This is a genomic window from Cyanobium sp. T1G-Tous (assembly GCF_024345455.1).
In the GTDB taxonomy this organism is placed as follows: Bacteria; Cyanobacteriota; Cyanobacteriia; order PCC-6307; family Cyanobiaceae; genus Cyanobium_A.
The window spans coordinates 1-13,661 of record NZ_JAGQBD010000025.1 but is presented as its reverse complement, the minus strand read 5'-3'; the positions used below and the strand labels follow the sequence as shown (position 1 = coordinate 13,661).

Here is a 13,661-nt window from a genome sequence, read left to right as displayed (position 1 = left end):
AGCACTTTTTCATTTGGAAAGGCCCGCATTCGCCTATTGCGCAACAAAAAAGCCCCTGCCGAAGCAGGGGCTTTAAAGGGCTCTGGCTGATTATTTGCCGATCTTGGGGGGATCGCGAAAAGCGATTGCAAAGAAGAGCGTGGAGATGGCCAGGGCCAGGATCAGGATGTAAGCGAAGCTTTCCATGGATGTCCTCGGGGGTGCTGGCGGTCAGCTGAGGGGACTGCCTGCCGGGGGCACGTAGCCCTCGGGCAGACGACGGGTGGAGCGGTCGCCCAATTTCTGGAACAGACCGAATTCCACTTGTTCGCCAAGGTCCGGATCAATACCGGCAAACACATCGCGATACAGGGTGCGAGCACCGTGCCAGATGTGACCGAAGAAGAACAGAAGGGCGAAGGTGGCGTGTCCGAAGGTGAACCAACCGCGGGGTGAGCTGCGGAAGGTGCCGTCGGAGTGATAAGTCTCGCGGTCAAATTCGAAGGCTTCGCCGAGCTGGGCCTTGCGAGCCAACCGCTTCACATCGGCAGGATCAGTGAAGACCTGGCCGTTGAGGGCGCCGCCGTAGACGGTCGCTGTCACACCGGTCTGCTCAAAGGAATACTTGGCCTCAGCCCGACGGAAGGGAATGTCGGCGCGAACGATGCCTTCTTGATCCTGGAGAACGACGGGGAAGTTCTCGAAGAAGTTGGGCAGGCGCCGAACCTCAAGGTCCCGACCGTCTTTGTCAGTGAAGGAGATGTGGCCAATCCAGCCGGTGGGGAGGCCGTCGCCATTCACCATCGGACCAACCCGGAACAGGCCGCCTTTGGCAGGACTGTTACCGACGTAGTCATAGAAGGCCAGCTTTTCAGGAATCGAGGCATAGGCCTGTTCCTTGGTGGCTCCGTTGTCGAGAGCGGTTTGGACTCGACGATTGATTTCCGTCTTGAAGTAGCTCTGGTCCCACTGATAGCGGGTGGGGCCAAACAACTCAACTGGAGTTGCCGCAGCGCCGTACCACATCGTTCCGGCAACAATGAAGGCTGCAAAGAAGACAGCTGCGATGGCCGAGGCCAGGACCGTTTCGATGTTGCCCATGCGGAGAGCCTTGTAGAGGCGCTCAGGCGGACGAGTGGTTATGTGGAAGATGCCAGCAATGATTCCAACGATGCCAGCGGCAATGTGGTGGGCCACGATGCCGCCTGGGTTGAAGGGATTGAATCCCTCTGGTCCCCAGGATGGTTGAACTGGCTCTAAGTGTCCCGTAATTCCATATGGATCACTGACCCACATGCCAGGTCCGAAAACCCCAGTGAGGTGGAAGGCCCCGAATCCGAAGCAACCAAGCCCGGCAAGTAGCAGGTGGATGCCAAAGATTTTGGGCAGATCGAGGGCAGGTTCGCCGGTGCGAGGGTCCTGCCAAATCTCTAGATCCCAGTAAGTCCAGTGCCAGATGGCAGCTAGGAAGAGCAGGCCGCTAAAGATGATGTGGGCTGCAGCCACACCTTCAAAACTCCAGAATCCAGGATCAACGCCGGTTTCCCCGGTGATGCTCCAGCCGCCCCAGCTGCCGGTTACTCCTAATCGGGCCATGAAGGGCATGACGAACATGCCTTGGCGCCACATCGGGTTGAGTACCGGGTCGGACGGATCAAAAATTGCGAGCTCATAGAGCGCCATGGAGCCGGCCCAGCCGGCAACCAGGGCGGTGTGCATGAGGTGCACTGCGAGCAATCGGCCCGGGTCGTTAATGACGACCGTGTGCACCCGATACCAGGGCAATCCCATTGGGGTAGTTCTGGGTGGGTTGGGCGATCGTAAGGGGGCTCCGGCCGCCGTGCGCGCCAGGTAACGGACCGCAACGGCCTGGCCCAGAATGAATACCTCTGCAGAAAGGTTTCATGCCCGTGATCCGATTTGTTCGCGAGGGCCGCGACATTGAGTGCTACCCCGGCGAAAACCTGCGAGAAGTGGCTTTGCGGGAGGGCATTCAGCTCTACGGGCTCAAGGGTGCCCTAGGCAATTGCGGCGGCTGCGGCCAGTGCATCACCTGCTTTGTGGCGATTCCGGAGGGCACCGGTGCCCAGGTGCTGAGCGGCCGCACCGCCGTGGAAGACCAAAAACTGCGCCGGCGCCCCCAAACCTGGCGGCTTGCCTGTCAAACCATGGTTCAGGAGTCTGTTTTGGTTTTGACTCGGCCCCAAGTGGGCATGGCCGACCAGGAAAATTTGGTGGCGGAGGCCCAGGCCAAGCCCCTGCCCAGCGGCCCCACAGCCTGGCCTGCCCCTCCGGCGCAGGAAGGCGACGAGGATTTAGAGGATGGGGCTGAAGGTCACAGCGAGGGCGGAGAACAGGCCCCAACCGCAACGAGCGGTGAAGCCTCCTGAAAAGCGCCCATTTGGCGGTGATACCCTCCCCTCACTTCCCCTTCAGCCATGGAAACCAACGATCTCGGCTTTGTTGCCAGCCTTTTGTTCGTGTTGGTTCCCGCGGTCTTTTTAATCATTCTTTACATCCAAACCAACAGTCGCCAGGGGGGCTAGTTCCTCCCTTCGGGCTCCCGCACCAGCAACACAGGTGCTGGGGCATGAACGCGGATGTAGTCGCTCACCGAGCTGCCCAGTAGCCGGTCGATGTCGACGAGCCCGCGTGCAACCACTGGGCGCCGATCCTGGGAAGCGATCACCAGCAGGTCGGCTTTGAGATCCTCAGCGGCGGCGCACACGCTGCGGCCGACATCGCCGCTGAGGTGCACCGCCTTGAGCTCCACTCCGTAGCCACGGGCTCGTTGGGAGGCTTTTTCGAGCACGTCATCGGCTGGGGATTTGCCGCCCCGAGAAGGGGTGATGTCTTGGCGGGTGACATGCACGCCTGTGAGGCTGCCGCCAGGAATCTCCCGCACAAGCTCGCAGGCAAGTTTCAGGGCGTCGTCGCCGACCCCGGTGCCATCGATGGCCACCATCACCCGGTTGATGTGGCGGATGTAAAGGTCGTCGCGCACCAGCAGCATCGGCCTGGTCGAAAGCTGGAATACGTATTGGCTGGCGCTGTTGCTAAGGATCGACTGAAGGCGGCCCATGCCTCTGGAGCCCATCACGATCAGGTCGCTGTTGAGTTCGTCGGCCACTTTCAGCACCGTTTGCTTGGTGTCTCCCTGGCGAATGATTGTGTTCACCTCGCTGGGGTTGAGTCCGAGCCGCTGCACCGCTTCGGCGGCGATACTCGCCGCTTTTTGGGATTGGTCCGCGAAGCTCTCACCAGCCTGCTCAGGCACCACGTGCAGCAGGTTGATGCGGGCCGCACGCACCGCCGGGATGTCGCGCAGCATGCGCACCATCTCTTCCACGTGGCCTTTGCCGGAATCGGCGATTAGAACGTTGCGAAACACTGAGACGACTCGAAGTAGCAGGCTGCCTGTCAGCCTATGGCCGATCTGCAAGCGCAAGTCATCTGCCCGTTACACCGCAACCATCCCGCTCCGGCCAAGCTGGCCCGGCTGTGTTGAAGAAAGTGTCTGAAGGCTGGTTGCTGGAGCGCCGTGTGCTGCCCCAGCACACGGACCACGCCGGCGTCATGTGGCATGGCGCTTACTTGGCTTGGCTTGAGGAGGCGCGGGTGGAGGCCCTGGCTGCAGCTGGTATCGCCTACAGCGATCTTTCCGCTCGGGGCTTTGAGCTGCCGGTGGTGAGCTTGACCATTGACTACAAGCAACCCCTGTTTCACGGCGATGCTGTCCAGCTGTGGAGCGAGGTGCTGCCGCGCTCTGGTCTGAAATTGCCATGGCGAAGCCGTTTTGTTGCTGCAAGCGGAAAGCTGGCGGCTGAGGCAAGGGTTGAACTTGTCCTGGTGGAGAGCGCCCCTGGGCTGGATCAGCGCCGGCTGGTGCGCCGCTTGCCCCCTGATCTAGAGGCCGCGGTTACGGCCCTGGTCCGGGGACCGCATTAAGATCAGTACATCTGTACTGAAGGCGGTATGGCGATTCAAGGGCTGCTGCGGAGCGCCGATGGCTCCGGTTGGAATCAGGAGCAGCGGCTTTGGTGGCTGCTGTGGTCGGGTTGTCCGGGGATTGGCGCCCAGCGGCTGGTTGCCATTCGGGACAACTTCTGTGGCTGGGCGGCAGCCTGGGGCGCTCCGCTGGAGGCCTTTGCTGCCCTTGCCGGTTTTGGTGCGGTGGGCTGCCGCCAGCTGCAGCGTTATCGCGATCGCTGGGGTCCCGATCCCTTGCCCCGTTTCGGTCAAGAGCTGCGCGGCGGCAAGGGGGTGTTGGTACCAGCTGATCCGGCCTTTCCGCCCGAGTTGCTCTCCTTGGCGCGGCCGCCTCTGCGCCTGTGTTGGCGGGGTAAGGGCTGGTTGTGGCCCCTGCTTCGTCGCCGCCAGGCCATTGCGGTCGTGGGGACGCGCCGGCCCTCCCTGCATGGGTTGGCCATGGCTGAGGCGATCGGTGCGGCCCTTGCCCAGGCGGGTTGGCCGGTGGTGAGTGGCCTGGCAGAAGGGATCGACGGAGCCGCACACCGGGGCTGCTTGTCCAAGGGCGGCCGACCTGTGGGGGTGTTGGGCACTCCCCTTGAGCGGGTTTATCCCAGGCACCATCAGCAGCTACAGGCTGAGGTGGGTGCCGCGGGGCTGCTTGTGAGCGAGTTGCCGGCGGGCACTGCGGTGCAGGCAGGTCATTTTGCGGCTCGCAACCGGCTGCAGGTCGGCCTGGCTCGGGCGGTGGTGGTGGTCGAGTGCCCTATGCGCAGTGGAGCTCTCCAGTCGGCCACCCTCGCCATGCAGCAGGAGTTGCCGGTCTGGGCCGTGCCGGCTGATGCGGGCAAGTCATCTGCTGCTGGTAGCAATCGTCTGCTCGCCCAAGACGCCACTGTGCTGCTTGAGCCCGCAGATTTAATTCGACAGCTAGGTCCTGGCCCCCTGGCGTCGCCAGATCCCGCTGCTCCTGCGGCCGCCCACGGGCTACTGCGATCAGCCGATCCCGCGCTGCTAACAGCCTTGGGGCACGGAGCTTCGCTTGAGCAGCTCTGTCTGATGCTGGAGGAGCCTGCGGCCACCCTTGCCTCCCGTCTGCTGGCATTAGAGCTTCAGGGGCTGGTGCGGGCTGAGCCTGGGCTTTGCTGGCGTCCGGCCTAGCCTGAATGCATGGTGAATGGGCAGCTCGATGGGGAGCAGTTGTTGGCCTGGCGGCGACAGCAACTAGCCCTGGGCGGGAGCCCTGGAGACTTTGACTGGCTGCTGGATCTGGCGGGAGGCCTGCCCTGGCGGGCTCAACAGCAGCTGCGTCTTCATGCTCAGCTGCCGGTTCAACTGGCCTGTGATCTCAACAAATTGGAGGCGATGTGGCGCCGCCATCTCGATACCGCCGAGCCGCTTCAATACCTTGTGGGGCGCTGCCCCTGGCGTGACCTGGAAATTAGCGTGGCCCCAGGAGTGCTGATTCCTAGACAGGAAACGGAATTACTGGTGGAGCTGGCCCTGGAGCTGGCCCCTTCCGGCCCGGGCTATTGGGCTGATCTCGGCACCGGCTCTGGCTGTATGGCCCTGGCCTTGGCCCTGGCCTGGCCGTCCAGTCGCGGCTGGGCCATCGACTGCAGTCCAGGGGCTCTTCGCCAGGCGGCCCTCAATCTGGCGGCAGGTGGCGTGGCTGATCGGGTGCAATTGCTGGAGGGCAGTTGGTGGCAGCCGTTGAGCTCCTGGTGGGGACAGTTGGAGCTGGTGGTGAGCAATCCCCCCTACATACCGACTGAGGTATGGGCTGGTTTGGAGCCCGGCGTGAGGGAGCATGAGCCTTTAATTGCCCTCGATGGCGGAGTCGATGGACTGGATGCCTTGCGCCTAATAGTGGCGGGTGGGGCGGCGGCCCTTGCTCCAGGAGGCCTGTTGCTGATGGAGCATCACTTCGACCAGAGCCATGCGGTGAACGACCTACTCAGTTCTGCCGGATATGCCGAGGTGTGCTCCCATAGGGATCTCGAAGGTGTAGGGCGCTTCGCGTCGGCTCGCTGGCCAGGATCGGGCAGGGATTGCCATGACCATTAAGCCTGGATTGTTGCCGGTTCCATCTCCAGCTTTGGAGCCACCAGATCTGGCGGCATTGCTCCTTGAGGGTTCAGCTGCCCTGTTCCCCACAGATACCTTGCCAGCCCTGGCGGCTTCACCGGGCCAGGCCAACCAGCTTTGGTGCCTGAAACAACGCCCGGCAGACAAGCCTTTGATTTTGATGGCGGCCAGCTCCGAAGCTCTGTTTGCTTGCCTGGGCATAGCGCCGCGCTCTGAGTGGTTGGAGATGGCTGCCTGGGCCTGGCCTGGGGCGGTCACTTTGGTGCTACCTGCCGTTGGAGTGGTGGCAGAGGCCCTCAATCCCGGTGGGTCGAGCCTGGGCCTGCGGCTGCCGGCCAGTGCGGAAGCCCAGGCCTTGCTGCAGCTCAGTGGCCCCTTGGCTACAACCAGCGCCAATATTTCAGGCTGTCCGGCTGCCTGCACAGCTCAGGAGGCTGCCGAGCAATTTCCAGGGGTGCCGCTTCTGGCACCGATCCCCTGGCCCCTCGGCGCAGGTCAGGCCAGCACGGTTGTTGCTTGGCGCCCCGAGAGAGGCTGGCGGGTATTGCGGGCCGGTGCTCTACTGCCCCCAGGCATTTAGGAGCGTGTAGGCATGGGGGCTCTGATTGTTGTGGTGGCGGTCTCGGTAGCGGTGTTTTATTGGGCTATGGAGCCCTTGCTTCAGGTGTTGTCCGACTTGATGGAGCTCAGCTTTTTGCCCTGGTTGCTGCTGGCCCTTGGTATCTGGCTTCTGGCTGGGCGAGCCCAGGGGGAAACCTAGGGCGCCTGGGTTTGGACTACTAACGGTTTGGCGGTGGCGTACAGATTGGCCAGCATCAAGTTTTCGCCACTTTGGTTTTTATTTCCGCTGCGATAGAGGTAGGCGCCAAGCACCCCAGTCGTAGCGACAGCTGCCGAAGTTTTTCCAGCGGGGAGCTTTGAGTTGCCGGATCTTGTCCAAGATGGCTTGCTCTTTGGTGCTGGCCTCGGTTGCTATTTGGGCCTGGGCGGTTCCGGGGCTCACCATGGGGGAGCCCAACGCTACGAGAGCCAGGATATGGCCATTGGGAGCTGCCGCTGCAGGTGGTGATGCGTTGCTTTTAAGGGCATAAACGGGAAATCGGAGAACAAGCTTGAATGTCCTAAGGCGTCGGTTAGGGGCGAGATAGTCGACCTAACATATTTTGATCACCTGCTGGCTGTCTTAGTCGATTGATTTGAATTCAACGCCATAGCGATAGCTGTAGCCATAGCCGTCAACCAGGTGCCTGGCACTGGTGAACTTGGCTCTGTGTATTTCAGGTGGCACCTGTTTCTGCTGCATAATTAGGCAGGCAAGATCTGCGGAGAGCCCATGACAGTCCTTGTTGCTCTAGTTGCTTCCTTGGCCGTGGCATGGATGGTTGGAAAACTCAGTGCAGGCAAGCCTAGGGCTCAAAGAGAAGGCCTAAAGACTATTAACTTCGAACCGGAACGGCCAAGGGCTCTTTCCTACACAGAGATGATGAACTCTGGTCGGCAACGGATGGTTGAACCACTGCGAGGTGATGATTGAGATCTCTCCTGGGCTGCTTGACAAAGAAGAATGATCAGTGTTGGATCCTTCCGCATCTTGACATCGAATCAAGTCCCATCCGAGGGATATAACTGGCTAGCTATGTCCTGGATCGTCTCGGCAGCGAGTAGGCAAATCCCCTGCCGTTGCAACTGGCGCGGATCTCGCCGTCGTTATCTTTGAGCAATTGCCTTTAATGCCGACCCGAACAATGGATTGGAAGGGTTAGATGCTGTTGTAGGGAGTTTGACAAGACAAGCTGGTCTCAGGTTCTCGTAGTCGATCTTTACTCCTCAACGCGTGCACTTTGTGCCCCTGCAAATTTGATCGACTTGTCTCGATCATTTACGGTCAGGGATGCCACGCGACGCTTCTTGTCGAGCATTTAAGTGAGCATCCCATCTGGCAACTGGACTGAGCTGGCAGACTTCGTGCCACGAATGAAAAAATCAAGTCCTGCCTATTCCACCGGGCATGACCCTTGTGCATGGCCTACGCCGCGACTTTTCCTCGGTGCCCGTCAAGGCCAAGGATTTAAAACCGCTGAGCTTGGGGATGCTGATGGCCATGGGTAGTCACTGGGGCTAACGGCCACGGCCTTCCCGATTCTGTTGGGCGATTGCTTCGGTGCCATTTCGCCTGGCAGGAATCCCAGAACACAAGCCGGCCAGTGAAGTCCAGCCCATACTTAAGGCTTACGTTCTGAGTCCGTGGACCAGCAAACCGTCCATGCTTACATCGAGGAGGTGCCTCGCTGGCAAGACGGTGCTGAGTTGCCCGGCCCGCCCCTCTCCAGCATGCAGTGGCTGGTGTGGTCGCTGGCGACGGCGGGAAAATTTTTTGAGGGGCTCATCGTCTTCATGGGTGGTATCGCCCTGCCCCTGGTGAGCGAACAGTTCGCCATGAGCGCCACCGATCGCGGCTTTGTGACCGCCGCCACCCTGTTCGGGATCATGATTGGCGCCCTCGCCTTGGGCGGCCTGGCCGATCGCTTCGGCCGCAAGCCGGTCTTCATCGCTGAAATGGTGTTGCTGCTGATTGGTTTGGTGGCAGCAGCCTTTAGCCCCAATACCACTTGGCTGGTGGGCTGCCTGTTTGTGATCGGTCTGGCCCTGGGCGCTGACTATCCCACGGCTCATCTGGTGATTTCCGAGAGCATTCCGGCAAGCATCCGGGGCCGCCTGGTGCTCGGAGCATTCAGCTTCCAGGCCGTTGGAGCCGTTGTGGGAACAGCCTTGGCGGCGGTGCTGCTGGCGAGCCGCCCCGACCTCGAAACCTGGCGGATCTTCTATTTGATGCCGGTGTTGCCCGTGGCTTTGGTGGTGTGGGGCCGCCTGTTTCTGCCCGAAAGCAGCCACTGGTTGATCAGCCGCGGCGAGGTGGAAGAAGCACAGACCCACCTGGAGCGTTTGCGCAATCGCCAAGACGTTGCCCTTGCCATGGCGTCCGCTTCTGATGGTTCAATCCGAGACCATTCCAAGCCCGCCGACTGGCGAGAACTGTTTCAGGGCCGGCTGCTGAAGGCCACCACCCTGGCATCCGTGCCGTGGTTCCTCCAAGACCTCTCCACCTACGGCATCGGTATCTTCACCCCGGTGATCATCGCCGCCGCCTTTGGCATGCAGTCGGGCGACCACAACGTAGTAAGCGTAATCCGTGACGATCTGCTCGCTGCCCGGGGCACGGCCTTGATCGATGTGGCCTTCCTGGTTGGGATCAGTGTGGCGATCGTTTTGGCGGATCGCTGGGGGCGGATCCCCTTGCAGATCCTTGGCTTTATCGGCTGTGCCCTAGGCCTGGTTCTGGCCGCCGCCGGAGCCGGCTCCGCTGAGAGCGCCAACAACCTGCCCTTGATTGTGGCGGGCTTTGTGCTGTTCCAATTCATGACCAACCTGGGCCCCAATTCCCAGACGTACCTGCTTGCTGGGGAGGTGTTCCCCACCCGGCTGCGGGGCCTGGGCGCCGGAGTCGCCGCCGCCGCCGGCAAGGTGGGCGCCGTCATCACAGCCTTTCTCTTCCCGGTCTTACTCACCCATTGGGGCACTCAGAGGCTGCTGCCCTTGCTGGCGATTACCTCCCTGGTGGGGGCCGCCATCACCTGGTTTTACCGAATCGAAACCAAGGGCCTCGATCTCGAAAGGTTGCATTGATCGAGCTGGCCGGTGGTGATCGCCCGCAGGGCCATGTCGGGATGGGTTGTGCTGCCCTGGCGCAGGTTCACCTAGATGACCTGCACATTCCAGACCCCGTTGATGCGCCATCAGGTGGGCGTCAGCACTTAATCGATCAAGGGCCGTGAAGAAAGACAAGGGGGGTGTCAGTTGGGTTCTGGGCTTGGTTCAAGGCCCTGGCTGGCTACTTGGCTGGCCCGATTGTCACGGGGTGCTTACGCCTTGTCTTTTGTCCGACTAGCTATGCAAGTTGAGTTCCCAGGGACGGGCTTCGCTTAGTACCCCCGGGCCCCATGTCTTGACAACCATTCATTAGTCAACCTATGGGGCTCCAGGCGCTGTTCCTCACTGCCGCAACCGATCTGAACCTAAAAGCCGGCTAACGGATTTGAACCGATGGCCTTCGCTTTACAAAAGCGCTGCTCTACCACTGAGCTAAGCCGGCAATGGAAGTCGCTATGCGGCAACCATGTATTGAGCTTATCGCTCACCCAGCGCCCAGAGCAGCAGCTGGGTGCGGCTTTGACAGCCGGTTTTGGCCAGTAGGCTCGACATATGGCTTTCGACCGTGCGCCTGCTAAGAATTAAGGCTGCGGCAATTGCTTTGTTGCTGTAGCCCAGTTCCAATTGCTGGAGCACACGCCGCTCAGCGGCGGAGAGTTCTGGATGCTCGAAGGCGGTTGAACAGGGCATGGCATTGGTGCGGCTGCCCCTCAGCGTTCCCACACTGTCTCAGGAATTGAGCTCGCTCTCCAGGGTTGGCTCAGAGATAGGGGCGGGAGCCGGCAGCTTGGCTCGCCGAATCGGCAGGTTGGCTACCAGGGCCGTTACTCGGTCCTCCGTTTCCAGGGTCACATCCCCTTCCTCAAAGTCGATTTCCACATAACGACTCACAACCTCAAGGATTTCCCGGCGCATTTGTTGCAGCAGCTCGGGATTGAGGTCGCTGCGGTCGTGGGCTAGCACCAACTGCAGTCGTTGCTTAGCCGTGTTGGCACTGGCGGGCTGCCGCCCCAACAGTTTGTTGATCACATCAAGCAAGGTCATCGGCTTCAGAAGATCTTGGTTTGCATCAGTCGCCCAATCGTGGCCCGCAGCCCTTGGCGCTCTTTGCTCGGATCGATCAGTGGCACCTCTTCACCCTGCAGGCGGCGAGCCACATTCGTGTAAGCGCGGCCAGCCGGTGAACTATTGCCGGTGAGGGTGAGGGGCTCACCTCGATTGGTGCTCACAATCACCTGTTCGTCTTCCAGGACTAGGCCAAGTAACGGCAGGGCCAGGATGTCGGTGACATCGCTTACTCCCAGCATCTCCTGATTTGCCATCATTTTTGGCCGCACCCGGTTCAGCACAAGCTGGATCGGCTTAACGCCTTCACTGTTGAGCAGGCCAATCACCCGGTCGGCATCTCGCACGGCCGAAACCTCCGGGGTTGTGACCACGATTGCTTCGCCTGCGGCCGCCATGGCGTTCTTGAAGCCGCCCTCAATGCCCGCCGGTGCATCGATTAATACGTAATTGAAATGCTCGCCAAGCATGGCAGCGATCTTGCGCATGTCGTCGGGCTGGAGCCACTCGAGCATCCGTGGATTTCCAGCGGGAAGCAAGGCCAGATTTGGCTCCTGCTTGTGCTTTACCAATGCTTGCTCGAGGCGACAGGTTTCTGCCAGCACCTCCTGGGCTGTGTAAACGATCCGGTTTTCCAAGCCGAGCAACAAGTCGAGGTTGCGTAGGCCGAAGTCGGCATCGAGCACGGCGGTGCGGGCACCTTGCTTGGCAAGGGCAATGCCGAGGTTGGCGGTGAGGGTGGTTTTGCCCACGCCTCCTTTGCCGGAGCAGATCAGGATGTAGCGGGTAGACGTGGCGGCCACGGCACAGGCTGGATTGAGGGCAGGTTAAGGCCAAAGCCTTGAGTTGCAGGTATCGGGGCTGGCATTGCTACTGGCGGCAGCTGCTCTAAAAGGGGTGATCAGGCTCCGAGAAGGGATGACTCAAACCCCAGGCGGGCTTAACCATCTGCACCATCACCAGCAGCTGCTGGTGATGCCCGATGACGGCCCAGTGGCTGTGGTGGCCTTGATTGATGCTGCCCAGGAGAGACTTCGGCTCAAGCAGTTCAAGTTGCAGTCGGAGACCATCGAGCAGGCCTTGATCCGGGCGCAGCAGCGTGGCGTGCAGGTGCGGGTGATGCTCAATCCACACACTTCCGGCGGCGACCGTTGGAATGATGAGGCCTATGCGCGCCTCGGCGCCTGCGGCATTGAGGTGGCCTGGACCAGCGAAGCCTTTCCAGTGACCCACGAGAAATCGCTGGTAGTGGATTCCAACTGCGTGCTGGTTGCCACCTTCAACCTCAGCGACAAATACTTCACTGAGACCCGTGACTACGGGGTCGTCAGCTACGCGGTGCCTGTTGTAGAGCAGGTGATCGCTGGCTTTGAGGCCGACTGGAACCGCAGCTTTTTCCATCCCGATCTCACTGTGGGCCTGGTGTGGAGCAGCGTTCACAGTCGCGGCCAAATGGCCAGGATCATCGATATGGCGCTCGAGAGCCTTTGGATTCAGCACCCAAAATTTGTGGATGCGGTGATTTTGGAGAGAATAATTTCTGCCCGGGAGCGCGGCGTGAAGGTGCGCTTCCTCTGTGGTGGCAAGCACGGCATTTCCGACTGGGACATCTACGACACTTTCTCTTCACTGCGTGTGATGGAGCGCTTTGGCGTGAAGGTGCGCCGGCAGAAGCACCTAAAACTGCACGCCAAGTTACTTTTGGTTGACGGTGCCTACGCCCAGACCGGTTCGATGAACATCGATCGCAGCGCTTTTGATCTGCGTCGCGAACTCGGCATCGAATCCGATGCCCCCGAGGTGGTGGCGAGGCTGCGCAGCACGTTCCAGGCCGACTGGGATGCGGCAAAGAAATATCACGCTCCAGATCCACTTGATCCCAGCCAACACGAGGACGGTGAATTGCCACCGGATCCCCACTTCGTCCATGACTGAGCCGCGCCCCAGCCTTTCTGAGTTGTTCTGGGGGATGCTTCAGGTGGCGCTCTCGGCCTTTGGTGGTGGCCTGTCGGCCTGGAGCCAGCGGATTGTGGTTGAGCAGCGCCGTTGGATGTCCAACGAGCAATTCCTCACTGGACTCACGGTTGCCCGCCTTTTCCCGGGGCCAAACCAGATCAACATGGCCGTGTACATCGGCGCCGAGTTCCACGGTTTGCCAGGCGCTTTGGTAGCCCTTGCCGGCATGCTGCTGCTCCCCTTCAGCCTGTTGATGGGGCTGGGTTTGGCCTACTTCCATTTCCACACCATCCCCTCGGTAGATCGGGTGCTGGCCGGGGTGGTGGCTGCGGCAGCAGGGATGGCCCTTTCCATGGGATTCAAGATTCTTGATCAATATTGGAATGATCGGGTTGCTTTGTTGCTTGCTGCGGTGGTCTTTTTGGCACTCAGCTTGTTTGACCAGCGCTTGATTCCAGTGGTGTTGATCGCCGGGCCTTTGGCCATGGCTTGGTATTGGCCCCGCCGGCAGAGCAATCCATGAGTGGGCTGCTGGCCGTGGCGGTGGCGTGTGAGCCAGCGCGCCTCTCTGATTTGGGCACCTTGGTGCAGGTGCTGTGGCAGTTTTTATCGCTGTCGCTGTTTTCACTCGGCGGTGGCAACACCCTGCTGGCGGAATATCACCATTTGGCGGTGGCCCAGTTTTGCTGGCTCACTAATACCCAATTTGCCGATCTTTATGCCCTGGCGGAGGCGGCGCCTGGCCCCAGCTCAATGTTGGTGGGCTTGCTTGGGCTCGGGGCCGGCTGGCGGGAGGGGCCTCTCTGGGCCCTGCTCTCCGCCTACGGCGCCGAAGCAGCGATCCTTTTGCCCTCTACCTTGCTGATGGTCATCGCCTGCCTTAGTTGGAAGCGCCT

Annotated in this window: 18 protein-coding genes and 1 tRNA gene; 11 read left to right on the top strand and 8 right to left on the bottom strand. The window is 60.7% G+C overall.

The window, feature by feature from the left end:
• Positions 1-90 precede the first annotated feature (90 nt).
• Both KBY75_RS12740 and psbB read right to left on the bottom strand, forming a co-directional pair.
• Positions 91-186 (bottom strand): photosystem II reaction center protein T, encoded by a 96-nt coding sequence (locus KBY75_RS12740; RefSeq protein WP_010314684.1) that lies wholly within the window; start codon positions 184-186, stop codon positions 91-93.
• A gap of 24 nt (positions 187-210) precedes the next feature.
• Complete coding sequence (gene psbB / locus KBY75_RS12735) at positions 211-1,770, bottom strand: photosystem II chlorophyll-binding protein CP47 (RefSeq protein ID WP_255024167.1); 1,560 nt, start codon at positions 1,768-1,770, stop codon at positions 211-213.
• Positions 1,771-1,883: 113 nt separating this feature from the next.
• Here psbB and KBY75_RS12730 point away from each other — a divergent pair, with 113 nt between their 5' ends.
• Both KBY75_RS12730 and psbM read left to right on the top strand, forming a co-directional pair.
• A complete protein-coding gene (locus tag KBY75_RS12730; protein ID WP_255024166.1) occupies positions 1,884-2,369 on the top strand; it encodes a 2Fe-2S iron-sulfur cluster-binding protein in 486 nt (161 codons plus the stop codon).
• 48 nt (positions 2,370-2,417) lie between these two features.
• Entirely contained in the window at positions 2,418-2,525 is a 108-nt protein-coding gene (gene psbM / locus KBY75_RS12725) for a photosystem II reaction center protein PsbM (protein ID WP_015109223.1), read from the top strand.
• Here the strand turns inward: psbM and KBY75_RS12720 are convergent.
• Positions 2,522-3,370, bottom strand: a complete 849-nt coding sequence (locus KBY75_RS12720; RefSeq protein WP_255024165.1) for a universal stress protein — start codon at positions 3,368-3,370, stop codon at positions 2,522-2,524. The two genes, psbM and KBY75_RS12720, sit on opposite strands and share 4 nt — an antisense overlap.
• A 113-nt stretch (positions 3,371-3,483) precedes the next feature.
• On the opposite strand from KBY75_RS12720, the gene KBY75_RS12715 reads away from it, so the two are divergent.
• From KBY75_RS12715 to KBY75_RS12695, 5 genes are read left to right on the top strand one after another with little or no spacing between them, the layout of a single operon-like run.
• Positions 3,484-3,927: a thioesterase family protein gene (locus tag KBY75_RS12715; RefSeq protein WP_255024164.1), complete on the top strand. Its 444-nt coding sequence runs from the start codon at positions 3,484-3,486 to the stop codon at positions 3,925-3,927.
• Positions 3,928-3,954: 27 nt separating this feature from the next.
• Entirely contained in the window at positions 3,955-5,109 is a 1,155-nt protein-coding gene (locus KBY75_RS12710; protein WP_255024163.1) for a DNA-processing protein DprA, read from the top strand.
• A 9-nt stretch (positions 5,110-5,118) separates the two neighbouring features.
• The gene (gene prmC, locus KBY75_RS12705) at positions 5,119-6,015 is read left to right on the top strand and encodes a peptide chain release factor N(5)-glutamine methyltransferase (RefSeq protein WP_255024162.1); all 897 of its coding nucleotides are present in this window, start codon (positions 5,119-5,121) and stop codon (positions 6,013-6,015) included.
• Positions 6,005-6,616: an L-threonylcarbamoyladenylate synthase gene (locus tag KBY75_RS12700; RefSeq protein ID WP_255024161.1), complete on the top strand. Its 612-nt coding sequence runs from the start codon at positions 6,005-6,007 to the stop codon at positions 6,614-6,616. The genes prmC and KBY75_RS12700 overlap by 11 nt, the downstream gene beginning before the upstream one ends.
• Before the next feature lie 12 nt (positions 6,617-6,628).
• On the top strand, positions 6,629-6,796 hold the full coding sequence (locus KBY75_RS12695; RefSeq protein WP_255024160.1) for a hypothetical protein: 168 nt from the start codon (positions 6,629-6,631) through the stop codon (positions 6,794-6,796).
• Between the two features lie 78 nt (positions 6,797-6,874).
• Here the strand turns inward: KBY75_RS12695 and KBY75_RS12690 are convergent, their stop codons facing one another.
• Complete coding sequence (locus KBY75_RS12690) at positions 6,875-7,042, bottom strand: hypothetical protein (RefSeq protein WP_255024159.1); 168 nt, start codon at positions 7,040-7,042, stop codon at positions 6,875-6,877.
• 1,238 nt (positions 7,043-8,280) lie between these two features.
• Here KBY75_RS12690 and KBY75_RS12685 point away from each other — a divergent pair.
• Positions 8,281-9,720, top strand: coding sequence for an MFS transporter (locus KBY75_RS12685; RefSeq protein WP_255024158.1), 1,440 nt, complete (start codon positions 8,281-8,283; stop codon positions 9,718-9,720).
• Positions 9,721-10,114: 394 nt separating this feature from the next.
• Here KBY75_RS12685 and KBY75_RS12680 read toward each other — a convergent pair.
• The 4 genes from KBY75_RS12680 to minD form a co-directional block, all read right to left on the bottom strand.
• Positions 10,115-10,186, bottom strand: a tRNA-Thr gene (locus KBY75_RS12680).
• A gap of 35 nt (positions 10,187-10,221) precedes the next feature.
• Complete coding sequence (locus tag KBY75_RS12675; RefSeq protein WP_254937542.1) at positions 10,222-10,434, bottom strand: response regulator transcription factor; 213 nt, start codon at positions 10,432-10,434, stop codon at positions 10,222-10,224.
• A 39-nt stretch (positions 10,435-10,473) separates the two neighbouring features.
• Complete coding sequence (minE, locus tag KBY75_RS12670) at positions 10,474-10,788, bottom strand: cell division topological specificity factor MinE (RefSeq protein ID WP_254937541.1); 315 nt, start codon at positions 10,786-10,788, stop codon at positions 10,474-10,476.
• A 5-nt stretch (positions 10,789-10,793) separates the two neighbouring features.
• Complete coding sequence (minD, locus tag KBY75_RS12665; RefSeq protein ID WP_255024157.1) at positions 10,794-11,612, bottom strand: septum site-determining protein MinD; 819 nt, start codon at positions 11,610-11,612, stop codon at positions 10,794-10,796.
• 115 nt (positions 11,613-11,727) lie between these two features.
• Between minD and KBY75_RS12660 the strand changes: the two genes are divergently transcribed.
• From KBY75_RS12660 to KBY75_RS12650, 3 genes are all read left to right on the top strand, one after another.
• Entirely contained in the window at positions 11,728-12,744 is a 1,017-nt protein-coding gene (locus tag KBY75_RS12660; RefSeq protein ID WP_255024156.1) for a phospholipase D-like domain-containing protein, read from the top strand.
• The gene (locus KBY75_RS12655; RefSeq protein WP_254937538.1) at positions 12,737-13,288 is read left to right on the top strand and encodes a chromate transporter; all 552 of its coding nucleotides are present in this window, start codon (positions 12,737-12,739) and stop codon (positions 13,286-13,288) included. The genes KBY75_RS12660 and KBY75_RS12655 overlap by 8 nt, the downstream gene beginning before the upstream one ends.
• Positions 13,285-13,661: chromate transporter (locus tag KBY75_RS12650; protein WP_255024155.1), on the top strand; the 377-nt coding region annotated here is incomplete at its 3' end. The genes KBY75_RS12655 and KBY75_RS12650, both read left to right, overlap by 4 nt.

Bases quoted from the DNA above. Each gene is read 5' to 3' on its own strand.
- KBY75_RS12740 (WP_010314684.1), bottom strand. From the start codon at position 186: ATGGAAAGCTTCGCTTACATCCTGATCCTGGCCCTGGCCATCTCCACG.
- minE (WP_254937541.1), bottom strand. From the start codon at position 10,788: ATGACCTTGCTTGATGTGATCAACAAACTGTTGGGGCGGCAGCCCGCC.
- KBY75_RS12695 (WP_255024160.1), top strand. From the start codon at position 6,629: ATGGGGGCTCTGATTGTTGTGGTGGCGGTCTCGGTAGCGGTGTTTTAT.
- KBY75_RS12660 (WP_255024156.1), top strand. From the start codon at position 11,728: ATGACTCAAACCCCAGGCGGGCTTAACCATCTGCACCATCACCAGCAG.
- KBY75_RS12690 (WP_255024159.1), bottom strand. From the start codon at position 7,042: ATGGTGAGCCCCGGAACCGCCCAGGCCCAAATAGCAACCGAGGCCAGC.
- psbM (WP_015109223.1), top strand. From the start codon at position 2,418: ATGGAAACCAACGATCTCGGCTTTGTTGCCAGCCTTTTGTTCGTGTTG.
- KBY75_RS12675 (WP_254937542.1), bottom strand. From the start codon at position 10,434: ATGCCCTGTTCAACCGCCTTCGAGCATCCAGAACTCTCCGCCGCTGAG.
- KBY75_RS12700 (WP_255024161.1), top strand. From the start codon at position 6,005: ATGACCATTAAGCCTGGATTGTTGCCGGTTCCATCTCCAGCTTTGGAG.
- KBY75_RS12655 (WP_254937538.1), top strand. From the start codon at position 12,737: ATGACTGAGCCGCGCCCCAGCCTTTCTGAGTTGTTCTGGGGGATGCTT.
- KBY75_RS12710 (WP_255024163.1), top strand. From the start codon at position 3,955: ATGGCGATTCAAGGGCTGCTGCGGAGCGCCGATGGCTCCGGTTGGAAT.
- psbB (WP_255024167.1), bottom strand. From the start codon at position 1,770: ATGGGATTGCCCTGGTATCGGGTGCACACGGTCGTCATTAACGACCCG.
- KBY75_RS12730 (WP_255024166.1), top strand. From the start codon at position 1,884: ATGCCCGTGATCCGATTTGTTCGCGAGGGCCGCGACATTGAGTGCTAC.
- prmC (WP_255024162.1), top strand. From the start codon at position 5,119: ATGGTGAATGGGCAGCTCGATGGGGAGCAGTTGTTGGCCTGGCGGCGA.